The sequence below is a fragment of the Streptomyces sp. x-19 genome (assembly GCF_046549115.1).
GTDB lineage: Bacteria > Actinomycetota > Actinomycetes > Streptomycetales > Streptomycetaceae > Streptomyces > Streptomyces albulus_C.
In genome coordinates this window covers 1-23,074 of record NZ_JAJPWK010000009.1, presented here as the reverse complement: position 1 = coordinate 23,074, position 23,074 = coordinate 1, and the positions used below count along the sequence as shown (strand labels likewise).

Annotated in this window: 24 protein-coding genes and 2 pseudogenes; 11 read left to right on the top strand and 15 right to left on the bottom strand. The window is 71.0% G+C overall.

The features are described from left to right. Positions 1-3 precede the first annotated feature (3 nt). Positions 4-552, bottom strand: a complete 549-nt coding sequence (locus ACLJT4_RS21920; RefSeq protein ID WP_411124327.1) for a GNAT family N-acetyltransferase — start codon at positions 550-552, stop codon at positions 4-6. Between the two features lie 115 nt (positions 553-667). Between ACLJT4_RS21920 and ACLJT4_RS21915 the strand changes: the two genes are divergently transcribed. Both ACLJT4_RS21915 and ACLJT4_RS21910 read left to right on the top strand, forming a co-directional pair. After that, positions 668-1,612 carry a LysR substrate-binding domain-containing protein gene (locus tag ACLJT4_RS21915; protein WP_411124325.1) on the top strand — a complete coding sequence of 315 codons (945 nt, stop codon included), beginning with the start codon at positions 668-670 and terminating at the stop codon, positions 1,610-1,612. A 183-nt stretch (positions 1,613-1,795) separates the two neighbouring features. After that, on the top strand, positions 1,796-3,337 hold the full coding sequence (locus ACLJT4_RS21910) for an AMP-binding protein (protein ID WP_411124323.1): 1,542 nt from the start codon (positions 1,796-1,798) through the stop codon (positions 3,335-3,337). A gap of 478 nt (positions 3,338-3,815) precedes the next feature. Here ACLJT4_RS21910 and ACLJT4_RS21905 read toward each other — a convergent pair. Together ACLJT4_RS21905 and ACLJT4_RS21900 are read right to left on the bottom strand one after the other, a co-directional pair. Beyond that, positions 3,816-4,043: pseudogene (locus ACLJT4_RS21905) on the bottom strand (chaplin); the annotation flags it as partial. A 486-nt stretch (positions 4,044-4,529) separates the two neighbouring features. Beyond that, positions 4,530-4,709, bottom strand: coding sequence for a hypothetical protein (locus tag ACLJT4_RS21900; protein WP_233657927.1), 180 nt, complete (start codon positions 4,707-4,709; stop codon positions 4,530-4,532). A gap of 323 nt (positions 4,710-5,032) precedes the next feature. On the opposite strand from ACLJT4_RS21900, the gene ACLJT4_RS21895 reads away from it, so the two are divergent. Continuing rightward, positions 5,033-5,323, top strand: coding sequence for a hypothetical protein (locus ACLJT4_RS21895; protein WP_038522813.1), 291 nt, complete (start codon positions 5,033-5,035; stop codon positions 5,321-5,323). Positions 5,324-5,643: 320 nt separating this feature from the next. Here the strand turns inward: ACLJT4_RS21895 and ACLJT4_RS21890 are convergent, their stop codons facing one another. After that, on the bottom strand, positions 5,644-5,991 hold the full coding sequence (locus ACLJT4_RS21890) for a hypothetical protein (RefSeq protein WP_411124320.1): 348 nt from the start codon (positions 5,989-5,991) through the stop codon (positions 5,644-5,646). A gap of 128 nt (positions 5,992-6,119) precedes the next feature. Beyond that, positions 6,120-6,404: a hypothetical protein gene (locus tag ACLJT4_RS21885; RefSeq protein ID WP_411124647.1), complete on the bottom strand. Its 285-nt coding sequence runs from the start codon at positions 6,402-6,404 to the stop codon at positions 6,120-6,122. Between the two features lie 1,046 nt (positions 6,405-7,450). Between ACLJT4_RS21885 and ACLJT4_RS21880 the strand changes: the two genes are divergently transcribed. The 3 genes from ACLJT4_RS21880 (at position 7,451) to ACLJT4_RS21870 (ending at position 8,744) form a co-directional block, all read left to right on the top strand. Next, complete coding sequence (locus ACLJT4_RS21880; protein WP_016575039.1) at positions 7,451-7,696, top strand: hypothetical protein; 246 nt, start codon at positions 7,451-7,453, stop codon at positions 7,694-7,696. 320 nt (positions 7,697-8,016) lie between these two features. Further along, complete coding sequence (locus ACLJT4_RS21875) at positions 8,017-8,289, top strand: hypothetical protein (protein WP_411124318.1); 273 nt, start codon at positions 8,017-8,019, stop codon at positions 8,287-8,289. A gap of 125 nt (positions 8,290-8,414) precedes the next feature. Continuing rightward, entirely contained in the window at positions 8,415-8,744 is a 330-nt protein-coding gene (locus ACLJT4_RS21870) for a hypothetical protein (protein WP_411124316.1), read from the top strand. Positions 8,745-9,011: 267 nt separating this feature from the next. On the opposite strand, the gene ACLJT4_RS21865 is transcribed toward ACLJT4_RS21870, so the two are convergent. The 4 genes from ACLJT4_RS21865 to ACLJT4_RS21850 all read right to left on the bottom strand — a co-directional run bounded on the left by ACLJT4_RS21865 (position 9,012) and on the right by ACLJT4_RS21850 (position 11,879). Continuing rightward, positions 9,012-9,290 (bottom strand): hypothetical protein, encoded by a 279-nt coding sequence (locus tag ACLJT4_RS21865; protein WP_411124314.1) that lies wholly within the window; start codon positions 9,288-9,290, stop codon positions 9,012-9,014. A 133-nt stretch (positions 9,291-9,423) separates the two neighbouring features. Further along, positions 9,424-10,200: a hypothetical protein gene (locus ACLJT4_RS21860; RefSeq protein WP_411124312.1), complete on the bottom strand. Its 777-nt coding sequence runs from the start codon at positions 10,198-10,200 to the stop codon at positions 9,424-9,426. Between the two features lie 593 nt (positions 10,201-10,793). After that, positions 10,794-11,072: a hypothetical protein gene (locus ACLJT4_RS21855; protein ID WP_411124310.1), complete on the bottom strand. Its 279-nt coding sequence runs from the start codon at positions 11,070-11,072 to the stop codon at positions 10,794-10,796. Positions 11,073-11,390: 318 nt separating this feature from the next. After that, positions 11,391-11,879, bottom strand: coding sequence for a hypothetical protein (locus ACLJT4_RS21850; protein ID WP_233657932.1), 489 nt, complete (start codon positions 11,877-11,879; stop codon positions 11,391-11,393). Between the two features lie 932 nt (positions 11,880-12,811). On the opposite strand from ACLJT4_RS21850, the gene ACLJT4_RS21845 reads away from it, so the two are divergent. From ACLJT4_RS21845 to ACLJT4_RS21825, 5 genes are all read left to right on the top strand, one after another. Beyond that, a complete protein-coding gene (locus ACLJT4_RS21845; protein WP_411124308.1) occupies positions 12,812-13,963 on the top strand; it encodes a PP2C family protein-serine/threonine phosphatase in 1,152 nt (383 codons plus the stop codon). A gap of 380 nt (positions 13,964-14,343) precedes the next feature. Beyond that, positions 14,344-14,598 carry a hypothetical protein gene (locus ACLJT4_RS21840; RefSeq protein WP_411124306.1) on the top strand — a complete coding sequence of 85 codons (255 nt, stop codon included), beginning with the start codon at positions 14,344-14,346 and terminating at the stop codon, positions 14,596-14,598. Between the two features lie 273 nt (positions 14,599-14,871). Then, on the top strand, positions 14,872-15,045 hold the full coding sequence (locus ACLJT4_RS21835) for a hypothetical protein (RefSeq protein WP_411124304.1): 174 nt from the start codon (positions 14,872-14,874) through the stop codon (positions 15,043-15,045). Beyond that, positions 15,042-16,742, top strand: a complete 1,701-nt coding sequence (locus tag ACLJT4_RS21830; RefSeq protein ID WP_411124302.1) for an AMP-binding protein — start codon at positions 15,042-15,044, stop codon at positions 16,740-16,742. The genes ACLJT4_RS21835 and ACLJT4_RS21830 overlap by 4 nt, the downstream gene beginning before the upstream one ends. Positions 16,743-16,976: 234 nt before the next feature. Further along, positions 16,977-17,654 (top strand): hypothetical protein, encoded by a 678-nt coding sequence (locus ACLJT4_RS21825; RefSeq protein WP_016574274.1) that lies wholly within the window; start codon positions 16,977-16,979, stop codon positions 17,652-17,654. A 137-nt stretch (positions 17,655-17,791) separates the two neighbouring features. Here the strand turns inward: ACLJT4_RS21825 and ACLJT4_RS21820 are convergent, their stop codons facing one another. The 6 genes and pseudogenes from ACLJT4_RS21820 to ACLJT4_RS21795 all read right to left on the bottom strand — a co-directional run. Beyond that, positions 17,792-18,169: an MmcQ/YjbR family DNA-binding protein gene (locus ACLJT4_RS21820; protein WP_016574273.1), complete on the bottom strand. Its 378-nt coding sequence runs from the start codon at positions 18,167-18,169 to the stop codon at positions 17,792-17,794. Between the two features lie 47 nt (positions 18,170-18,216). After that, positions 18,217-18,735, bottom strand: coding sequence for a GNAT family N-acetyltransferase (locus tag ACLJT4_RS21815; protein ID WP_411124299.1), 519 nt, complete (start codon positions 18,733-18,735; stop codon positions 18,217-18,219). Positions 18,736-18,811: 76 nt separating this feature from the next. Beyond that, positions 18,812-19,558, bottom strand: coding sequence for a hypothetical protein (locus tag ACLJT4_RS21810; RefSeq protein WP_411124645.1), 747 nt, complete (start codon positions 19,556-19,558; stop codon positions 18,812-18,814). Between the two features lie 483 nt (positions 19,559-20,041). Continuing rightward, positions 20,042-21,499, bottom strand: a complete 1,458-nt coding sequence (locus ACLJT4_RS21805; RefSeq protein ID WP_411124643.1) for a catalase — start codon at positions 21,497-21,499, stop codon at positions 20,042-20,044. Between the two features lie 233 nt (positions 21,500-21,732). Further along, positions 21,733-22,944, bottom strand: coding sequence for a thiamine pyrophosphate-binding protein (locus ACLJT4_RS21800; protein ID WP_411124297.1), 1,212 nt, complete (start codon positions 22,942-22,944; stop codon positions 21,733-21,735). Positions 22,945-22,953: 9 nt separating this feature from the next. After that, a pseudogene (locus ACLJT4_RS21795) lies at positions 22,954-23,074 on the bottom strand (2-hydroxy-3-oxopropionate reductase); the annotation flags it as partial.

Here is a 23,074-nt window from a genome sequence, read left to right as displayed (position 1 = left end):
GTACTACCGCGCCGGCCGGAGCGCCGCCATCAGCAGCACGTCGTGCCGGGCCCCGTCCCAGTACAGGGCCTCGCGCAGCCGGCCCTCCACCACGAAACCGCACGCCTCGTAGGCGCGCCGGGCCCGCTCGTTGTAGGTGAAGACCTCCAACTGGACGCGGTGCAGGCCCACATGGTCGAAGGCGTGGTCGAGCAGCAGCCGGATCGCCTCCGGCCCCAGGCCGCGGCCGGTGGCGCCGGGGACCAGGGCGATCCGGAAGGAGCCGTGGGCGTTGTCCCGGTCGATCTGACTCAGCGCCAGGTCGCCCAGGTAGGCGCCGGTCTCCCGGTCCTCGATGGCCAGATCCAGCCGGTCGGTGCGCTCCGCGCAGGTAGCGATCCACGCCCCGAGCTCCGCCCGGCTCCAGTCGCGGTGGGTGCCGGTCAGGCGCCTGGTCTCCGGATCTTGAAAGGCGGCGTGGAAGGCGTCCGCGTGCCGCTCGGCGAGCGGCACCAGCCGGATCCGGCCGCCTTCGAGGACGGGCTTCGCGGCGAGTGCGCTGGCGTCGATCATGGGTGGATGATGGCCGGGTCGCGGCAGGCGCGGCAAGGGAATTGACTCGCGGGCGACGCCGTTGACGCCAGTGGCCTACGGGGGCCGTGGCCCGAGGGGCCGGGGAGGGGCGCGCGTGGAACTCCAACAGGTGCACTGTTTCGTCGTGGTCGCGGAGGAAGGGCACCTCAGGCGGGCCGCCGAGCGCCTGGGCCTGCCGCGGTCGGCCGTGGCGCACCGCATCCGCGAACTGGAACGCGAGCTGCGGACCGAGCTGTTCGACCCCGCACTGCCGGAGCCGCGGCTGACCGCCGCCGGAGACCGCTTCCTCCCGGAGGCCCGGATGCTGCTCGCCGCCGAGGAACGCGCCCGCGCCGTACTCGCGCACCGCACCGTCGCCGCGCCGTCGGGCGCCCCGCCGCGCACCCTGCGCCTGGGCACCAGCCCGGGCCTGGCCGGGCACCTGGACCGGGTGCTCGACGCGCTCGCCAGGATCGCCCCGCAGCTCGCCGTCGAGCCGGTCACCGCACCGGCCCCGGAGCGGCCGGCGCTGGTCGCGTCCGGAGCGCTGGACGCCGCCTTCGTCCGCGGCCCGGCCCCCGGACCCGCCCGGGACGGGCTCCGCCACGTCCCCCTCTGGCAGGACCCCCTGGTCGCCGCCGTCCCCGCCCGCCACCCGCTGGCCGCCTCGCCGGGCACCATCAGCCTCGCCGAACTCGCCGGCGTGCCCCTGGTCCTCACCGACCGCGACGCCAACCCGCCGCTGGTCGACCTGGTCACCGCCGCCTTCCACGACGTCGGATTCACACCCCTGCCGGGCCCCCGGCACGGCTCGCTGGAGGCCACCTTGGCCGCGATCGGCGCCGGTGCCACGGCCGCGGGGCTGTGGACCGTCGTCTACGACACCTACGCCCGCCGGCTGTCCGCGCCCGGCGTGCGCTACCTGCCGTTCCGCAACCCGGGCATGGAGTTGACCACCTCCCTGGTGGTCCGTCGCGCCAACCCGCCCGACGGCGTCGACGCGTTGCTGCGGGCCTGCGCGGCGGCGGGGGAGACCGGCGCACCGGCGGCCCATCGCTGACCGCCCGGCCCGTCGGTCCGGCGCCGTCCGTCGCCGTCCCGGCCGTCCGCCAGGATGACCGTTGCTGACGCAAAACCGCTGCTTGAACCCCTGATGGGGGTCTCGACTGCCAGACTCCATGCCACCTTGCGGACGTCCTCGGGGGCGTCCCCCGCACCGGGCACACCGAGCACAGGAGAGAGCATGCGGACACCGATGACGATCGCGGACTTCCTCGACCGGGCCGAGTTGGGGTTCCGCACCGGCCCGGGCGTGATCGACGAGCCGCAGCAGCCCGCTCCGCCGGTGCCCACCTCCACCTACGGGCGGTTCGCCGAACGCGTCCGCGCCTGGCAAGCGGGCCTGGACGCCCTCGGCGTCGGCGAGGGCGAACGCGTCGCGGTGGCCAGCCACAACTCCGCCCGGCTGCTGGAACTGCTGTTCGCGGTCCCGATGAGCGGCCGGATCTGCGTCCCGGTGAACTTCCGCCTCAAGCCCGAGGAAGTCGCCTACGTGGTCGAACAGAGCGGCTCCACGGTCCTCCTCGTCGACCCGGAACTGGACGCCGCCCTCGCCCACGTCAAGGCGCGCCACCGCTTCGTCCTCGGCGAGCAGACCGAGACCGAGCTGATGCGGTTCGGCGTGGCACCGCGTCCCTGGTCGCGCCCGGACGAGGACGCCACCGCGACGATCAACTACACCTCGGGCACCACCGCCCGCCCCAAGGGTGTGGAGCTGACCCACCGCAACATCTGGGTGAACGGCATGACCTTCGGCCTGCACACCCGCGCCTGGGAGCGCGACGTCTACCTGCACACGCTGCCGATGTTCCACTGCAACGGCTGGGGCATGCCCTACGTGATGGCCGGCCTGGGCGCCAAGCAGGTGGTGCTGCGCAAGGTCGACGGCACCGAGATCCTCCGCCGCGTCGAGGAACACGGCGTCACCCTCATGTGCGGCGCCCCGACGGTCTGGAACATGGTGCTGGACGCGGCGGTCACCTGGCAGGGCGCCGTACCCGGCCGGGACCGCGTCCGCATCGTGTGCGCCGGCGCCCCGCCGCCCAGCCGGACCATCCAGCGCGTGGAGGAGGAACTGGGCTGGGAGTTCACCCAGCTCTACGGCCTCACCGAGACCTCGCCGTTCCTCACCTTCAACCGCACCCGGCCCGCCGACCTCGGCCTCCCCGCCGAGGAGCGGGCCCGCAAGCTCTCCAGGGCGGGCCTGCCCGCCCTGGGCGTCAAGCTCGCGCTCTCGGACGCCGGCGAGGTCCTGGCCCGCTCGAACACCGTGCTCAAGGGGTACTGGGAGAAGCCGGAGGAGACCGTGGAGGCGCTGGCGGACGGTTGGTTCCACACCGGCGACGGCGGCACCTTCGACGAGGCCGACAGCCATCTGACGATCTCCGACCGGAAGAAGGACGTCATCATCACCGGCGGTGAGAACGTGTCGTCCATCGAGGTGGAGGACACCATCTTCAGCCACCCGGCCGTCGCCGAGGTCGCGGTCATCGGCGTACCGCACGAGAAGTGGGGCGAGACGATCAAGGCCCTGGTCGTCCTCGCCGAAGGGGCGACGGCGGAGGAGGCCGACATCATCGCCCACTGCAAGCAGCACCTGGCCGGCTACAAGGCCCCGACCTCGGTGGAGTTCCGGGACGCCATCCCGCGCACCGCCACCGGCAAGATCCAGAAGTTCAAGCTGCGCCAGCCCTACTGGGCCGGATTCGACCGGGGCGTCAACTGACGGCACGCCGGTGACCTGCTCCGGAGGGGCGGGCCGGGGATCCCTCGCCCGACCGCTGACCGGCAGTTCACCACCGTCGGCGGTGAACTGCCGAGGAGCACCAGCCGTAGCCCGGGCCGCGAAGACCCGGGCTGCGGTGCGAACTTCGAAACGTTCGGGCGCGAAGCGCGCATCCCGGTTCCCGGACGCGCGCCGCCCCGCAGTTTCCCGCTCAGTTGTGAGCGGTGCGACGACCCCGCCGGTACAGCAGGACGCCACCCATCAACAGCCCGGCGCTGGTCGCGATGGCCAGCCCGGTCTCCGCCCCACCGGTCTTCGCCAGCTGCGGGCGAACCGGGACGTTGCGGTGCTGCCGGTGCTCAGGCGCCGCGATCGGGGCGGCCGGCAGGTGGTGCCGGGCCACGGGGGCCTCGTGGTGCACCTGCGGCTTGCTCTCCTGCATCCTGTGCCGGTGGTGCCGCACGTGGACCTTCGACACGTTGGCGCAGCGGTTGCCGAAGGCCGGGTTGAGCGCTCCGACCACGTCCACCGTGTTGCCGCACACGTTCACCGGGACGTGCACGGGCACCTGGATCTGGTTGCCGGAAAGGACACCCGGAGAGCCGGCAGCGGTGCCCTCCGATCCGGCGTCGGCCGCGGACGCTCCCGCTCCTGCGAGCAGCAGGCCGCCCGTGGCAACCGAAGCGGCAATGACCTTTTTGATCACGAGACTCCTCCTTGACAGTGCGGTCACATCCGCGGACCGCACACCACACAACGACGCTGAACGCAGAAAGATCCGAATGCACCATTTCGATCACTCTTTCAGCTTGATGTGTATGCCTACTCGGTGGAATGCGCAGGTAGATATTTTTGTATGGCAATGCATTTCTCATGATGAGTGGGTCACCGAAAAATAATCGCGAAAAAAGCCCGCCGTAATAGCGGCGAGCTTTAGGGAAACCGCGTAAATCAAAAGCCCCACGGGGCGAGCCGCCGGTGATCCGCCGCCCGTGGGCCGCGGAGCGGAGCTCGACGCGGCCGTCGCGACGGCGCCGGAGGACGGGGTGCGGGGCCGGCCGGAACGGATCCGGCTGCCCGGCCCGGGGCGGGCGTCGACGTCCCGCCCCTGCCGGGGCGCCCTGAACCGGAATGTCCCCGGTCCCGCCGGTGTCCCGGGTCTCCTCGGGGCACCCCGGCCGGTTCGGGGACGTCAGTTCCGGGTGAGCAGCGGCAGTCGACCCACGTGCAGCGGGCCGAGGTCGCTGGCGACCTTCAGGGGGTCGCCGAGGACTCCGGTGACGCCCGGACCGGTCCCGTCGGCGTAAGCGGGTGCGGAAAGGACCCCGGTGAGGGCGAGGGCCCCCAACAGGGCGGCAAGGGCACGGCGCATATCGGCTCCTGCTCCATTCGTCGTGGTGGCGTGAACTGGCACCGGCCACCCTGACAGCAGTGCGGCACGGAAAACCGGAAGACGCTGCGCCGCGGAGGACTTGGCCGAGGTAATTCGGCTGAACAGGGGAATTTTCGGCGGGCGGCCACTTCACCTGAAGGCCCTCGGTGCCGCAAATTCGGTGCGCGCCAAGGAAATCACGAAATCTCGATCATACAATCCGGCGCGTCGTTCAACGACTTCACGCACATTTCGTATTAGCCTCCTCAACTGTACGAAGTCGTTACATAACGACCTCAACCGCTCAATTCACCGGAGAAGAAATGCGCAAGCTTCACAAGGCTGTTGTCGTGGCCGCCGTCCTCGGCAGCGTCAGCTTCCTCGGCGCCAGCACCGCCAACGCCGACGGCGAGGAGGGCGGCGGCAAGGCCCGCTTCGACATCAAGCAGAGCGCCTCGTGTCGGTCGCACGACACCAACGTCGACATCCTCGGCGAGGTCGGGATCGCCAACGGCCTGGGCGGCAACCTCCTCGGTGGCGAGGGCTCGCCGGGCGCGCAGAGCACCCACATGGGTTCGTCGATGGGCTGCAGCAACGGCGCATTCAGCAAGTAACCGGAACGAAGAGGGGTCCCGGCGTCCACACGGACGCCGGGACCCCTCTTTTCTTTTCGCTTCCGTCCGGGCGCCGTTCGCCCGGTGGCCCCGGCGCCGTCGGACACTGCCCGACCAACGGGCCCGGAAAGAAGGGAAGTTGCGTGTCCGTCACCCCGGCGTGCACCGCCTCCCGGACCAGAGGCGGCGAGCCGGCGGGCGACGGATGACGGACGGCACCGACACGCAGAAGCGGGGCCGGTCGCCGAACGGCGTGCCGACCCCGCCGAGTCGTCATCGGGCGCGGGCTCGCCGCCACCCGGTCAACGACCGCGTGTGCCTCAGAAGTCGACGCGCGGCCGCTCGAAGCCCTTGGGCAGCAGGAAGTGGTTGGAGCAGTTCATGCGCGGACCGATGTCCGTGTGCTCCCGGCCCTCCAGGCCGGACTCGGGCCACACCACGCGCTGCCGGGCGGCCGTCGAACAACGCTGCATCTGCCGGATGACGACGCGGTCGCCGTCCTTGGTGCGGTAGGTCCCCTCGGTCTTGTGGACGCAGGTTCTGTCGCCGGCGACGCCACGGTCGCAGTTGGCGCCGTCCGCGGCGTGTGCCTGGGGGGCGATGACGCTGGCCGCGGTGAGGCCGCCCATCAGTGCCACGATGGTGGCGATCTTCTTCCGACTGAACATGTACTGCGTTCCTTTGTGATCGAGGCTGGGCGCGGGGCACCGCGAACGGGCCCGCGCCCGGGCCCTGGACATGCCGAAAGGGGTTCCGGTGCCCGGACCCGTAGGCCGGACACCAGAACCCCGAGGTGTTACTTGTTGAGGGCGGAGTTGTTGCAGCCCATCCGCGAGCCCTGGTGGGTGCCCTGCTTGCCGGGGGAACCCTCACCGTTGAGGGCGTTGCCCAACACGCCGTTCAGCAGCCCGACCTGGCCGAGGACGTTGAGGTTCATGTCGTGCGACCGGCACATGGTGTGCTGCCCGATCTTCACGTCCTCGTGACGCTTCTCGGCGGACTGCTGGGCGGGCGCCTGCTGGACGGTCGCCTGGGGGGCGACCTGCGGCGCGGGCGCCTGCTGGACCGGGATCTGCTGCATCGGGGCCTGGGGGGCGGCCTGCGGGGCGGGCGCCTGCTGGACCGGCGCCTGCTGCACCGGAACCTGCGGGGCGGCCTGCGGGGCAGGAGCCTGCTGGACCGGCTGCGGGGCGGCCTGCGGAGCCGGAGCCTGCGGGGCGGCCGCCTGGGGGGCGGCCTGCGGAGCGGCCTCCTGGTCACCGCGCTCGCCGCCGGACGAAGATGCCCCGGCGGCCGAGACGGCCCAGGCGTTGGCCTGCGGGCCGTACCCGTCAGCGAAGCTGACTCCGGCACCGGCGGTGGCGAGGCAGCCGATGGCTGCGACGACGATGGCGACTCTCTCAAGTTTGCGCATGGAACCTTTGATCCTTGGTTGCGTGGACGGGGATGATGCCGCGACTGCTAAGTGTGAGGATATGCACACTCAACGTAATCAATCGTGGATTTCGCCCCTACACTTCCCGTGTCGTTCCCGCAACAGGAGGAACTCTCCCTTCGCGTCCGTGATGCGTCGAACCCGGCGTGCTCCACCGTCCCGGATGGCGAGCGGCGAACTCCCGTGCGGCATTCCCGACGATTGCCCGGAGGTGCTCAACGAGCTTGCTGAGCACGCGAATTGAGGTCGCAGCGGGGCAATGGAAAACCGACTGTCGATTCGCGTGACGGCCCGCTCGGCATTGCCGCCGGACCCCTCTTCTGTGCTCTGCGGAAGGTGAACGACGTGGGCCCCCAATAGGGGCACGGGAGTGGATCGATACTCACCCGATTGCCGTGAGTGTCACCACCGCCGGCGCCTGCGGAAAAGTCATGCCGGCGGGATTGCCGGTCATGCGAAGTGGGGCGCGGTCGCGACGCTCGATACCCCTCTCCGGTGTGACTATCGGGGTTCCATAAAGACGGCACGGGGTGCGGAAAACTCGCAGGTCCAGGCGCCTTCTGTCGCCTTTTTTCGTCTTTCGACACAGGGCGCGCAACGGAGTGGAACCCCCAGATTGGCGACTGCTAGTGTGCGCGCAGTCACAGCCAGCAATTAGGGCTTAAGCAAAGGTACGAAGGGTCGAGGGTTCCATGCGCAAGCTTCACCAGGTCATGATCGTCGCGGCTGCGGCCGGCGGTCTGTCGGCCGCCGGTGCCGGAATTGGCACCGCCTACGCCCACGATGGCGGCAGGATGCACAAGAACGATCTCTTCCGCCCGTACCAGGAGTGCAGCCCGCAGACCTTCGCCGAGGCCAATCTCCCGATCGGCGTGCTCGCCGTTCCCGAGACCTTGGGCACCACCTGCGGTCAGTTCAACCACGCTTTCACCAAGTAAGGCGCGTCGGGCGATCGCGCCCGGCACCGCTCGCGGGCCCTTCGGGAAATCCTTCCCGAAGGGCCCGCTCGCTTGTGGCGGAACAATTGCCCCGGGCCGGTGCGGCCGAATGGGTGATTCGCCGCGAGGAGCTGGCGTGCGGCCCGGCCCGTTGAATGCCCAAGTGGTCCGGAACTTGCCATGGTTGCAAGGGTCAAGTCCGCTTCGTCGGGTCGTATCATCCGGCGCGTCGCCCAGCAACTGTGAGTCTTTCGTATTAACTATCAGCAACTGCACGAAGTCGATCGGTAACCGATCGTTTCCGCTCACATGGAGAAGAAATGCGCAAGCTTCACAAGGTTGCTGTCGTGGCCGTCGCGCTGGGCAGCGTTGGCTTCTTCGGTGCCGGCACCTCGTACGCCATGGGTGGTTCGGGCATGGGTATCGGCCAGGGCTCCCAGTGCCGGACCCACGACCTGAACGTCGACGTCCTCGGCGAGGTCGGCATCCTCAACGGGGTGTTGTCCAACGCGCTCAACGGAGAGGGCTCGCCCGGCGCGCAGGCCACCCCGATCGGCTCGGGGATCGGCTGCAACAACAGCGCCGGCAAGTAACCGAGGGGGTCTGGCGGCCGGCTCACGGGCTCGGGCGCCAGACCCCTTCCGGCATCCCAGGGCCCGGGCGCAGGCCCGTTCGCGGTGCATCGCGCCCTGGCCTCGATCACAAAGGAACGCAGTTCATGTTCAGTCGGAAGAAGACCGCAGTCGTCGTGGCATTGATGGGCGGCCTCACCGCGGCCGGCCTCGTGGTTCCCCAGGCGCACGCCGATGCCACCGGGCTCTGCACCCGTGACATCCAAGGCAACGTCACCTGCCTCCAGCGGACCACCGGTACCAATGAGGACGGCAATTACACCCTCAACCAGCAGCAGAGCTGCGTGCCGACGTCGCCGGTGACGCTTCCGGCTCACGGACTGCTCAACCCTGGGACCACGCAGGTCGGCCCGGCCATCACGTGCAACAACTCGGCACCGGTGCCTGCCGGCGACCACATGGCCCCGATGGACTGAGCTGCTGCCGAGGAGCCGGGGGCGGCGTCCGGCGCGCGAGCGCCGGCGTCGCGCCGGTTGGAGGGCGGTCTGCTTCCCACCCCGTCGGAACGAGGGGTGACGGCGCGGCGCACCCCGTCAAAAGGCGCATGGCCGGACCGAGTTGCCCGAGGTCCGGCCATGCGCCGCGTGCGGGATGCGGATGTGCCGGCGCAAGCCAAAGGCCCCGGAACCGAGTTGGTGGCTCGGTGCCGGGACCGGATCAGTGCCAGCGCGGGGGAGCGGGCGTCAGAAGGCGTTGTTGTCGCACCGCAGGTTCGCGCCCATGTGGGTCGGCTGCGAACCGGGGGAGCCCTCGCCGTTGAGGGCGTTGCCCAGGGTGCCGTTGAGGAGGCCGGCGGCGCCCAGGACGTCGACGTTCATGTCGTGCGACCGGCACTCGGTGCCCTGCCCGAGGCCGATGTCGTGCCCCGGCTCGCCGTGGGCTTGGGCGGTGCCTGCGCTGAAGGCGCCGACGCTGCCGAGGGCGGCGGCAGCCACGATGGCGGCCTTGTGGAACTTGCGCATTTCTTCTCCGGTGATCGAGCGGTTGTGAGGTGTTGGGCGGGCGGCTTCGGCCGGTTCCGGGGCCGCACATGGAGTGCCGTGCCCCGACGCCGGTGGCCCGGAAGGGGAAGCGCCCTGGAGTGGTCCTGGCGGGTCAGGCCATGCGGGGCAGGTCGAGCGCACCCAGCGGAGGAGCTGCCAGTCGCCCGAGCCCGACCGGGTTCACCTGCGGGACGTCCGGCGAAACCAGCGGGTTGACCAGCGGATTGACCTGGGGGTTGATCTGCGGGTTGACCTGCGGAGCGGGTTGCGGTGAGAAGACCTGCGGAACGGCGACCTGCGGCGCGACCTGCGGCGTCACCTGGGGGGCCGCCTGGGGCGCGACCTGCGGGGCGGCCTGCGGTGCGGCCTGGGGAGCCGCCTGCGGGGCGGACTGCGGGCCCCCCGGGGAGGTGGACGCCTCCGCGGCACCGCGCGACGTGGCCCAGGCGCTGGCGTGCGGGCCGCCGAACTGCGGTCCGTACTGCTGTGAGGCGGGTGCCTGGGGGGCGGGCTGCTGGGCGTACTGCGGCGCGGGCTGGGGGGCCGCCGGCTGTGGTGCGGGGGCGTACTGCTGCGGGGCCGGTGCCTGGGGGGCGGGCTGCTGGGCGTACTGCGGCGCGGGTTGCGGGGCCGCCGGCTGTGGTGCGGGGGCGTACTGCTGCGGGGCCGGTGCCTGGGGGGCGGGCTGCTGGGCGTACTGCGGCGCGGGCTGGGGGGCCGCCGGCTGTGGTGCGGGGGCGTACTGCTGCGGAGCCGGGGCTTGCGGAACGGTGGGCGTGGTGGCGCCGTTGTACCCGGCCGGAGCATCGGCATAACTCACGCCGGCGCCGATGGTGGACAGACCGCCAGCCGCTGCGACGACGAGCGCGATCTGATGAAGCTTGCGCATGGAACCCTCGGCCCTTCATTACCTGTATGGAAAACTGATTACTTATCGCTGACGCGAGTGTGCGAACAGAGGTAATCCCGGACTTCACGCCTTGCGCACCACGTGCAAATCCAGGACGGAAGCCTTCCGTCGGACCGTGACAACGCCAATCGTGAGGCCCTCCAACGGCCTTCGGCAGCGACGGCGCAGCCCGTCACCTCTCCTCCGCATCGCGTCGGACGACCTCGTCGACATGGTTGCCGCAGGCCGCTCCGGCGCCCGGACGAAGAGGTACCGGTCGGTGGCCCATGGGTCCATTCGCTGTTCTCTCCCAGCGAGGAACGGTGAATTGTCGCCGCCAGTAACGGGAATCAAGGGATGGTCACCCATTTGCCCGCCGGCATACATCAGTTGGAGTGTCGGCGCCGCTGCCGGCGCAGCGAGCCATCACGGCGGCGGGGTGTGCGCTCGTCAACATCGGTATGTTTATCGGTAATTACTCGACGGGTGGCGCGGCGGCACACTCGGAAAAAGAACGCAAAAAAGGTTCTCGACGCCGGCCTTGCGGCTCGGCGTCGAGAACCCTATGGGTGACCTGTGCGGTACCTAGCGGCTCAGAATGCGCTGTTGTTGCAGCCCATGGTCGAGCCCAGGTGAGTCGACTGCGCACCCGGCGAGCCCTCGCCGTTGAGCGCGTTGCCCAGCAGGCCGTTGAGGACGCCGACCTCGCCGAGGACGTCGACGTTCAGGTCGTGCGACCGGCACTGGGAACCCTGCTTGATGTCGAACTGGCCGCCGCCCTGGCCGCCGAAGGCAAACGCGTTGCCGGCGCCGAGGAAGCTGATGCTACCGAGAGCGGCAGCCACGACGGCGGCCTTGTGAAGCTTGCGCATTTCTTCTCCGGAAGTTTGAGCCGATGTGGACTGCGATCCGCAGATGTGATCTGCGATGTACCGACTTCGTACAGTTGGGAAGGCTAATACGAAATACCAATCGACCTTGAGCGACGCGCCGGAATATGCGACGGAAAAAACGGAAGTTGCCCCGGAACCTGAGCAGTTAAGGGCCGGGGTTGAGCGGGAACGGGCCGAGACGCGGGCGGTGTTGCCTCTTTATTGGTGAGGAGCGGGGGCGGATGGCCGGTCGTTCACGAAGGCCCTTCGAGGAAATTCCCCCGAAGGGCCCACGGTGGCAGGGCCGCTGCCGCCGCCTTACCTGGCAGTCGCGAAGGCGTTGGCCTGGGTGTTGTTCTGGGTGCAGGAGAAGCCGTGGGTCTCAGGCGTGGCCAGCAGACCGATCGGCACGTTGGCGTCGAGCAACGACTGCGGGCTGCACTCCTGGTACGGGCGGAAGAGGTTGTTCTGGTCCTGCGGACCGGACTGCGGCAGCAGCCGTGCCACCTGCGGCGAAAGCTGCGGGTTGAGCTGCGGGTTGAGCTGTGGCGACACCTGCGGGCCGGCCTGCGGACCGGCGGGCTGCTGCGGGGCCGCCTGCTGCGGGCCGCCGTGCGTCCCGTAGGTGTGGGCGGTGGCGCCCGAGGCGGTCCAGGCGGCGGCCTGGGGGCTGTCCGGTTGGGGAGCGGTGGGCGTCGCGGCGCCGTTGTACCCGGCCGGCGCGTCGGCCTGGCTGGCGCCGGCGCCGATGGTGGACAGACCGCCAGCCGCTGCGACGACCAGCGCGATCTGCTGAAGCTTGCGCATGGAACCCTCGGCCCTTCATTGCCTGTATGGAAAACTGATTATTTATCGCTGTGTTGAGTGCGCGAACGTGAATTCCCCGGGATTCGACGTGTGCGTGCCCTGCGTGAACCACGGGGGAAGTCTCCCGAGGGACCGTGGCCACGCCGATCGTGAAGTCGCCCACGCGGTCCAGGAGTCGATGGACCGGACCACCGCCACTCCTTCGATTCGCGCCGAACGCCTGTCGACATCGATTCCGCGGGACGCCCACCACCGGGGAGGAAAGGGCCGTCCCGGCCGGCGGACCCACGAGGTCCATTCGCTGTTCTCTCCCAGCGAGGAACGGTGAATCCCCGCTCCCGGTAACGGGAATCACGGCACGGTCACCCATTTGCCCACCGGTGTGCGACCTTCGAGGCGGTGGCGCCCTTGCCTTCGTGCGGTGAGGTGTTCTCGACCCGCAGGGGTGGGCTGAATGGTTTATATGACGTTCCGAAGCCGTCGTGTTCGACGCGGGGAAGGAATGGAGAGGGGCCGGCCCGGCATTGCGGTGGTCGGGGAGTGCGGCCAGGGGAGGTGACGGTCAGCGTGGAAGGGCTGACAACACGCTGACCGTCGCTGTTCTCCCACCTGAAAGAACGCCGTCATCCTAAGCCACGGATGTGCTCGCGGAGCTGGCTGCGGGCGGATGCGTGTGGCGGGGGAGCCGAGGATGATCAGCCGGGCTCGTGCAGGTTTTCGTGTGGTGTTCTTGTCCAACTGGCCAAGGAATTCAGTCTGTTGTTGTGCGGGTGGTGCGGTGGCGGGGAGGAATTTCCGGGAGTTCCGTGTCGTGGCCGGTGGGGGCCGTCCTTGTGGTGTCGCGGATATCGTCCGGGCGAATGGGAGCATGATGCATGCCCATTCGACGGCTGACGCGCTTGCATCGACGACCTGAGTCGGGGCGCGCGCTGATGCTGATTCCGCTCGGACTGATCGCCGCGGTCCTGGTGGCGGATGCCCTTTCGCCGGCGGAAGTCCACCTCAGACCCTTGCTGGTCGCCGCCCCCGCCCTCACCGCCGCCTTCGCCGGTCCCGGTCCGACCGCACTCATGGGCGGTCTGGCGGTGGCGGCCGAGTTCGGCGTCGCCGCGGGCCAGGGAGCCCTGGGCACCGGGAACTTCGTCGCGCAGATCAGCGCCCTGATCGTGGTGTCGGGGTTGGTGTTCCTGTTCACGGTGGTGCGGGAGCGCAGCGAGCGGCGGCTGTCGCGGAGTCGTTCGGTGGCGGCGGTGGCGCAGAAGGTGCTGTTGCGGCCGTTGCCGGTGCGCAGTGGGGACTTGGAGTTCGCTTCGCTGTACGTGGCGGCGGAGGAGGAGGCGGCGATGGGGGGCGACCTGTTCGCCGCGGTGCGGACGGCCGTCAGCACCCGGTTGATCGTCGGGGACGTCCGTGGCAAGGGGCTCCCGGCGTACAGTCACACGGCGCTGATCCTCGGTGCCTTCCGGGCGGCGGCGCACCGTCAGGCCACGTTGCCCCGGCTCGCGCGCCATTTGGACGGCGCGGTCCGCTGGGACAGCAGTCAGTGGGACACGGCTCCCGCGCGGCCGGCCGCCGGTTGCACGTCGGATGCCGCCCCGGCCGATGTCGATGCCGATGTCGATGCCGATGTCGATGCCGACTGCGATGTCGGGGAACTGTTCGCCACGGTCGCGCTCTTCGACATTCCCGACGGGCGTCCCGAGCTGAGTGCGATCAGCTGTGGGCACCCGCCCGCGCTGCTGCTGCGGGACGGCCGGGCCCACAGCCTTGCTCCCGGGCGCTGCGCCCTGCCCCTCGGGCTGGGGACCTTCGACGGCCCGCAGGACTACGACGTCGACACCTTCCCGTTCCTCCCCGGTGACCTGCTGCTCCTCTACACGGACGGGGTGATCGAGGCGCGCAACGCGAACGGTGACTTCTATCCGTTGAGCGAACGGGCCGGCGCCTGGAGCGGCAGCAGCCCCCGGTACGTGCTCCGCCGACTGCGCGAGGACCTCCTCGCCCACGCCGGTGGCCGCCTCGCCGACGACGCCGCGGTGGTCGCGGTCCGCCGGCTGCCGCCGCCCGAGACGTCGGGTCGCTGACGTCAGGCCGGTGACCTCGGCCGGTCGGTCGCGCGGCATACGGGTGAGGCGGTGGAAGGCCCGGTCCGCCCGGTGTCGCTGACGGTGCGGCAGTGGGGTCGGGGGAGCGGTCTCGGAAGGTTCGCGCGGCGGGCCCGGGCGTTCGGCCGGCGGAGCCGACGAGGCGTCACCTCGGCTACTGCAAACGTGAGGCGGGCCCTCCGCCGCCGGCCGCAACGCCTGTGGGCTGCGCTCTTCGCCCTGCGGAGCGCGGGGTGGCGGGCGGTCTCGGGTCACGGATGCCAGCGCCGATGAGCGGTGTCCGGCATATCGGATTAACCTCCGATATTAGCGCGATGTGGATCTTTTGATGCTCGCGGCACTCGACCCAAGGAGGAGAAATGCGCAAGCTTCACAAGGCTGCTGTGGTGGCGGCCGCCCTCGGTAGTCTCGGTTTTCTCGGCGTCGGCACCGCCAATGCCCAGGGCGCTACGGCAATGGGCGGCCATGGATGCTACGGCCAGGACCTGAACCTCGACATTCTCGGCCAGGTCGGGATTCTCAACGGGCTGCTGGGCAACGCCCTCAACGGTCAGGGAAACCCGGGCGCGCAGATCAGTCCCATGGGCACCTTTTGTGGTGGTCACGGCGACTGAGCACATCGGGTAGCCGCGCAGGTCACCGCAACGGGTCTCGGTGCCCGGGCCACTGGTCCGGGCACCGAGACCCTTTTCGGTCTCCGTGCCCTCCCCGTCGCGTCTTTCTTCGTGCGGCGAACGGGTGGGCGGGCCGGGGGTCACGCGGGGCCGTTCGACGCCATGCTGTACCTGGCGCGCACCGGTGGCTCGCGGGGTGGTTCTCCCGTGCCGTGGGCCATCGTGCGGGTGGACGGCAGCGATGGCTGAAGACGGGCTCGTTGGGAGCGGCTGATGAAGGTGTTGGTGGATCTGTCGGGGCAGGCGCCGCCGGAGGGCGGCGGGTCGGCGGCTCCCTCGGTGACGAGGGGGCGCGGCGAGGCCCGGCTGACGTTCCGTGGGGGCGGTGAGGGCGTCGCGTCGCCCGCCCCGCAGACCCGTGCCGTTCTGGAGGGGGAGCACCGGTGACCGATCACCCGCACGGCGAGCTGTCGTACGCGAGCGGGGCGGCGGACCGGCCGCTGCTCGGCCGGACCATCGGCGCCGACCTGGCCCGCACCATCGCCCGCTTCGGCGCTCGCGAGGCGCTGGTCGAGGTGGCCGGCGGTCGCCGCTGGACCTACGCCGAACTGGGCCGCGCGATCGACGAGGTGGCGCTCGGGCTGCTCGCCAAGGGCGTCGGCAAGGGCGACCGGGTCGGCATCTGGGCACCGAACTGCGCCGAGTGGGTCCTCGTCCAGTACGCCACCGCCCGGATCGGCGCGATCCTGGTCAACGTCAACCCCGCCTACCGGGTCCACGAGCTGGCGTACGTCCTGCGGCAGGCCGGGGTGACCGTGCTGGTCTCCGCCGTCACGCACAAGACCAGCGACTACCGGCGGATGATCGAGCAGGTGCGCGCCGACTGCCCGGCGCTGCGCGACGTGGTCTACCTCGGCGACCCGACCTGGGGCGGGCTGCTGGCCGCCGGTGCGGCGGTCCCGCACACCCGGCTCGCCGCCTGTGAGAAGACGCTGACCGCCGACGACCCGGTCAACATCCAGTACACCTCGGGCACCACCGGCTTCCCCAAGGGTGCGACCCTCTCGCACCACAACATCCTCAACAACGGCTACTGGGTCGCCGAGACGCTCGGCTACACCGAGCACGACCGGGTCTGCCTGCCGGTGCCCTTCTACCACTGCTTCGGCATGGTGATGGGCAATCTCGGCATCACCACGCACGGGGCCTGCATCGTCATCCCGGCGCCCTCCTTCGAGCCGGCCGCCACCCTGCGCGCCGTCCAGGACGAGCGCTGCACCTCGCTCTACGGCGTGCCCACCATGTTCATCGCCGAGTTGAACCTGCCGGACTTCGCCGACTACGACCTCTCCTCGCTGCGCACCGGCATCATGGCCGGCTCGCCCTGCCCGGAGGAGGTGATGAAGCGGGTCGTCTCCGAGATGCACATGGCCGAGGTGTCGATCTGTTACGGCATGACCGAGACCTCCCCGGTCTCCACCCAGACGCGGCGGGACGACGACCTCGTCCACCGCACCGCGACCGTCGGCCGGGTGCTGCCGCACATCGAGGTCAAGGTCGTGGACCCGACGAGCGGGGCGACGGTACCCCGCGGCACCCCGGGCGAGCTGTGCACCCGCGGCTACGGCGTGATGCTCGGCTACTGGGAGGACCCCGAGCGCACCGCCGAGGTCATCGACCGGGCGCGTTGGATGCACACCGGGGACCTGGCGGTGATGAACGACGACGGCTACGTCCGGATCGTCGGCCGGAGCAAGGACATGATCATCAGGGGTGGTGAGAACGTCTACCCGCGGGAGATCGAGGAGTTCCTCTACTCCCACCCCAAGATCGCCGACGTCCAGGTCGTCGGTGTCCCGGACGAGAAGTACGGGGAGGAGATCGCGGCCTGCGTCATCCTCCGCGACCCCGCCGACCCCCTCACCCGCGACGAACTGGCCCGCTACTGCCGTTCCCGGTTGGCGCACTACAAGGTGCCGCGCTACCTGGAGATCACCGACGCCTTCCCGATGACCGTCAGCGGCAAGGTCCGCAAGGTCGAACTCCGGGAGAGGCTCGCGGCGAAGTGGGGGACGGCGCCCCCGCCGGCGGTGCCGGGAAGCGCCGCCGCGTCGGCCCGGCAGGACACCCTGGACACGGTGTGACGCGTTGAGCGGTGCGGGACCCAACGCGCCCTGTCCCACGGGCAGTTCGACCAGATCCGGCCGTCGGCCCGCGGTGGCCGGGCCGCCGTCGGCCCGTGCCGGACCGGCCGATAGGGTCCTGACCTGGCCCGTTCCCGGTTCCGGGGAGGGGCAAAAGGCCGTCAACCAGGCCAAAATTCAAGGCCGTTCACCAGGACGGATATCCCGCGGGATTCCCGTCAAGAGGGGACATTCATGACCCGTATCGCACGTTGGGCGACCACTGCCGCCGCCGTGGCCGCCGCCCTGGGGAGCTTCGCCGCCCCCGCCTACGCCGACGTCGTCCAGCCCGGCACTCCGGACGGTCCCACCCGCGAGGTGCTCACCGCCGGCTGCGCGAGCGGCGAGGACGCGGCGACCGTGGCGCCGACCGTGGTCGACGCCGACAGTGCCGCCAGCTTCTACCGCTGCGACCCGGTCACGCACCGGGTGGCGGCCCAGGACGGGCACGCGACCTGCGCGCCCGGCGGTCTCTTCGACTGGAACCGGGGGCTGTGCGAACCGGCCGCCACGGTGCCCGAGATGGCGACCCGGCTGACCGCCGGCAAGGCCACCCTGTCCACCAAGCCGCTGAAGGTCATCGGACTGCACGCCACCCTGGTGCGGGCCCGTGCCGCCGGCCCGCAGGACGCGATCTGGAACGCCACCATCACCTTCAAGGACACCACCGGCAAGGTGCTGTGCGTGGCGAAGACGGACGTCGCCGGTCGGGCGTCCTGTGACGCCGACCGGCCGCGCTCGGGTGCCGAGGTGCTCAGCGGCGGCTACACCGCCGAGTACGCCGGCAACGGTGCGGTGAACGGCGGCTATGACACCGTCGCCCGGGCCACCGCGCAGGGCGGCATCCGCGCCGTCCTGCCGCCCCAGGTCTGACGGACCGTCCGCAGTGGTGCCCCGCGGTCGCCTCTGACCGGTCCGGCACGGCCGCCCGCGCGGGCGACCGCGCCGGACCGGTCCCGGTGGGAGGAGTGACCGCGGGGCACCGTGCCGCCTGGCGGGCCGCGGCCCGGTCAGCGGCGCTCGCCCGGCCAGTCCAGCAGGAGCCGTTGGGCGCGCGGGAGCGAGGCGACGACCAGGTCGTAGGAGTCCTCGATCAGCTCCCGCACCATCCGGTCCGGGAGCGTTCCGGTCAGCGAAACGGTGTTCCAGTGGCGCTTGTTGAGGTGGTAGCCGGGGATCACCTCGGGGTGTGCAGCCCGCAGTCGCTGGGCCAGCTCCGGGTCGCACTTGAGGCTGACGGTCAGCGGCGCCGCGTCCAGTGACGTCAGCGCGAAGACCTTGCCCCCGACCTTGAACGTGGAGACCTCGGGGTGCCGGGGGAAGGGGTTCTCCTCGGTCGCGCCGTTGAACTCCAGACAGGCGGCGCGGAGGGCTTTCGCATCGATCACCGGCACATTATGGCCCGGGCCACCGACATCGTTGACGGGGCGTCATATCAGGCCGGTGCGACCGCTTCCCGGCGCATGCAGACCCGCGGCCAGCGATCCAGCCCCAGCTCCGCCTCGTGGGCGCGGATCGCCCGCAGGCCCGGCGTCAACGCGGCGTCGGCGAGCCGGCGGAACCCGAGCCGGGCGTAGTACGGGGCGTTCCACGGCACGTCGGCGAAGGTGGTCAGGGTCAGCGCGGGGAGGGCGCCGTCCCGCTCGGCCCGGTCGATCAGCGCCCGGCCGATGCCGCGCCGGGACCGCTCCGGGTGGACGGAGACCTGCTCGACGTGGCAGCAGCCGTCGACCGGGTCCCAGAGGAGGTAGCCGCGCGGCACCTCGCCCGCCCCCGCGCCGTCGTACGCGGCGAGGGCCCGACCGGCCCGCTGGTACTGCGCCAGCACGTCCAGCGGCGGCGGTTCGTCGTCCGCGATCCGCGCCATGCCGAGTGCGCGGAACGGCTCCCCGGCGGCGCGTTCGAGGGCGCGCAGGGCGGGCAGGTCGGCGGAGTCCGGAACACGGATGATCATCAGGCCAGTGTCGCGGGTCGCGGCGCCCGGGGCGAACGGGTTTCCGCCGCGGGGGCGCCGCGGCGGAACGCCGGGCTCAGCCCGGCGGCCGGGCGCCCTGGGTGATCAGTTCGTCGGCCGCGTCGTTGACCGGCTGCGGGGTGCCGGTGAGGTCCATGACGAACAGCGGGACGTGCAGCTCGTCGGCGCGGGAGCGGGCGTCGCGGGCGTAGCCGGCCAGGGAGAAGAAGACCGCGACCGCGGAGTCCGCCAGGCCGTTGAGCCAGACGCACTCGATCTCGCGCAGGGCGGTGGCCCGCGTCGTCGGATCGACCTGGGCGACCACGCCGCTGCCCCGCAGGTCGATGCCGGCGGCGGTCCGCTCCTGGGCGCGGGCGACGTCGGTGAAGCCCAGCCACTTCAGGTACTGCGCGGCCGCGGTGATGCAGTCCCGCGCGGTCCGGATGGTCACCGGGCGGAACGCCGGGCGCTGCGGCGGCGGGCCGGTGGCCGGTCGGGGGCGTGCCGGCGGCGCGGCGGCGGGGGCCGCCTCGGGCAGTTCGGGCGGGAGCGGTGCGACGGGCGTCGGGGTGACCGGTACCCGCACGACCGTGCCGCAGGCGCACCCGCTCTCCGGCGCCGGCCAGGCGTCCTGGCGCCCGCAGACCTCGCACCGCACGTCCACCCAGGACGCTTCCCAGGTGCGGTGCAGTATCTCGACCGGCACGCCACCGCGCAGCACCGGCAGTGTCAGTGGGGCGCCGCAGGCGCAGGGGAAGGTCGGCGGGGTGAAGGCGTTCTCGCGGCGGCACGTAGGGCACCGCACCGGCACGCTGTCGGCCATGGTCGGCTCCAGGCAGGTCGGGCAGGCTGTCGGTCGGCTCTGCTTGCCGTCCATGGTCTCGCCCCGGGCGCCTGCCGGGGGCGGGAATGCGCCGAGAGGTCACGGTGGGGCGCGGGGGAGGGGGCGCGTGGGGGGCGCGGACATGCCACAGGGCCCGGAATCCGTGACCGTACGGAGTTCCGGGCCCTGTGAGTGGTTCCCGTCCGACAGTACGGGAGCTGGGCGCGACGGGACATTCCCCCAGCTACCGCTGGGAGATACCCCCGCACCGTCGGACGGAGTCTGTGGGAGGGGTGGATGGTGCGGGGTGGGCAGCAGGCGGGCTCCGCGGCGGGGAGGCGGCTCGCCCTCCTTGACGGGCGAGCCTGCCACCGCACTGGAATCTCCCCGGGATCCCGCGGAGCTCCGCGCTACTTCCCCGTACCGGCCGACCACCCCTCAACGGGCCGACCGGTACGGGTGCGCAAGGTGACTGACCTCCCGTCAGTCCTCGCGCAGCTCGCGGACGCGCGCCTCGACGCGCTTGCCGTAGTCCTGGTCGGCGGCGTGGAAGTGCGCGAGGTTCTTCTCGATCACGTCGTCGCGGCTGACCTGCGAGAGACCGCCGGCGATGTTCTCCACCAGGCGCTTCTTCTCGTCCTCGGACATCAGGCGGTAGAGCTCACCGGCCTGGAAGAAGTCGTCGTCCTTGGTGTGCGCCGGGGCCTCGTGGGTGCCGACGTAGCCGGAGACGGCCAGCGGGGCCGACAGCGGCTGGTCGGTCTGGGCCGGACCGTCGTACGAGTTGGGCTCGTAGTTCTTGGCGTGGCGGTCGTAGGCGTTCGACGCCATGAGGCCGTCCCGGCCGTAGTTGTTGGCGGTGGTCGCCTTGGGGGCGTTGACCGCGAGCTGGGTGTGGTTGACGCCCAGGCGGTAGCGGTGCGCGTCCGCGTAGGCGAACAGCCGGCCCTGGAGCATCTTGTCCGGGGAGGGACCGATGCCGGGGACGAAGTTGTTCGGCGAGAACGCGGACTGCTCGACCTCGGCGAAGACGTTGTCGGGGTTGCGGTCCAGGACCATCCGGCCGACCCGCTGCAGCGGGTAGTCCGAGTGCGGCCACACCTTCGTCAGGTCGAACGGGTTGAAGCGGTAGTTGGCCGCCTCGGCCGCCGGCATGACCTGCACGTACAGGGTCCAGGAGGGGTACACGCCCCGCTCGATGGACTGCAGCAGGTCGGTCTGGTGGCTGTTGGCGTCCTTGCCGACGAGCTCGGCGCCCTGGTCGGCGGAGAGGCTGCGGACGCCCTGGTTCGTCTTGAAGTGGTACTTGACGAAGAACGCCTCGCCCTCGGCGTTGGTCCACTGGTAGGTGTGGGAGCCGTAGCCGTTCATGTGGCGGTAGGAGGCCGGGATGCCGCGGTCGCCCATGAGCCAGGTGACCTGGTGGGTGGCCTCGGGGGCGTGCGCCCAGAAGTCCCAGACGTTGTCCGCCTCCTGCTTGCCCGTGAAGGGGTCGCGCTTCTGCGAGTGGATGAAGTCGGGGAACTTGATCGGGTCCTTGATGAAGAACACCGGGGTGTTGTTGCCGACGAGGTCGTAGTTACCCTCTTCGGTGTAGAACTTCACCGCGAAGCCGCGCGGGTCCCGGACGGCGTCCGCGCCACCGAGGCTGTCGGCCACGGTCGAGAAGCGGATGAAGAGCTCGGTCCGCTTGCCGACGGTGTTGAGGAAGTCGGCCCGGGTGAAGCCGGTGACGTCGTCGGTCACCTCGAAGTAGCCGTACGCGCCGGAGCCACGGGCGTGGACGACGCGCTCCGGGATGCGCTCGCGGTTGAAGCGCGCGAGCTTCTCCAGCAGGTGCTGGTCCTGGAGGATGATCGGGCCGCCGACGCCGGCGGTGGCGGAGTTCTGGTTGTCGGCGACGGGGGCGCCAGCCTCCGTAGTGAGAAAGCGCGCCGTCAGCGTGGGCTTCGACATGGTGACCTTCCGTACGAGAGCGCGGAAGTTGGCTTCCGCATGTCGGAGCGTAGAAAGCGCTCCGACCAAACGTCAACAGTTTGTTGAAACAATCTGTGGTGCTGAGGTGCGGGTATTCCGGACGGCGGCCGCGCCTGGGCGCGACAGGACAGGTGTCAGCGCGACCACCGCCCGGAAGCTTGTTTTCGCGGGCCCGGGAGAACCCTGCGGCGACGGGCTCAGGTCCCGTACGCGCGAGTCGGCACCGGGTCCACCGGCACTGGGTCGTACGCGTCCGCCGCGTGTGCGGTGCGGACCTCCACCAGCACCGGGCGGCGGGTGGAGGCGGCCTCCTTGCGGGCCCACTCGACCGCCGAGCGGAACTCCGCCGGGTCCAGCACGTCCCGGCCCGCGCAGCCGTACGCCTCGGCGAGCTTCACCGGGTCGGTGAACGGATCGGCCTCCGCGGGGTCCCCGAGCAGCACCACCAAGAACGGCACTTCGTACTGTGCCGCCGCGGCCAGCTCGCCGGCCGTCAGCGGGAAACCGCTGCCGTCCACGACCACCACGACCTCCGCCGACCGCTCGCCCCGGGAGTCCAGGGCCGTGCGGACCCCGATCGCGGTCGGCACCTCCCAGCCCGGCGGGCCGCTGCGACGGGGCACGCGGTGCCGCTGCGCGGCGTCGCCGCCGACCGCACCGACCTCCGGCAGACCGCTCACGACGTAGGTGTCCGCCGCCGGCCGGGCGGCGAAGACCTCGGCGAGCTCCGCCAGGGCCCAGCGGGTCCCGGCGTCCGCCGGGTCGGGCGGGACGACCAGGGGAACCACCGCTCCCGGTGCCGGAGACCCGACGCCGTCCACCAGGGCCGGGCCGGCACCGGGAGCGGAGGGGGGGACCGGAACGGGGCCGCACACGATCTCCGCCGCGGCCAGATCGGCCGGGATGTCGATCAGTACGGGCCCGGGCCGGCCCTCCCGCGCGATGCGGAACGCCTCACGGAAAGCGCCCGGGATCCGCGCGGGGTCCTCGATCCGCTCGGCACGCTTGGTGACGGCACCGGCCAGCCGGACCAGGTCCGGCGGTCGGTACCCCGCGTGCCGCAGCGGTACGGCGGGGGCCTGCGGTGCGGACGCCTCCCGACCGGTGACGCACACCAGCGGGACGGCGTCCTGCTGCGCCGCGTACAGGCCGCTGAGCAACCGGACCGCCCCGGGTCCGGCCGCCACCGCGGCCACGCCGACCTTCCCGGTCGTCCGGGCCCAGCCGTCGGCCATGTGCGTGGCGCCCTCGGCGTGGCCCGCCGACAGGTGGGCGATGCCACCGGTCCGCTCCATCGCCGCGTACAGCGGCAGCAGCGCGGAGCCGGGGCAACCGAAGACGGTGTCGACGCCCTCGTCCTTCATGATCTCAACGGCCGCCCGTACGGCGGGAAGGCGACGTGCCCCCATGATCGGGTCTCAGCCCTTGAGGTCGTAACCGGAGAGGCGTTCCACGCCGCGCAGGAGGGCGGAGTGGTCCAGGCCGCCGTCGCCCTGGGCGCGCAGGGAGGCGACGAGGGAGGCGACGACGGAGCCGACG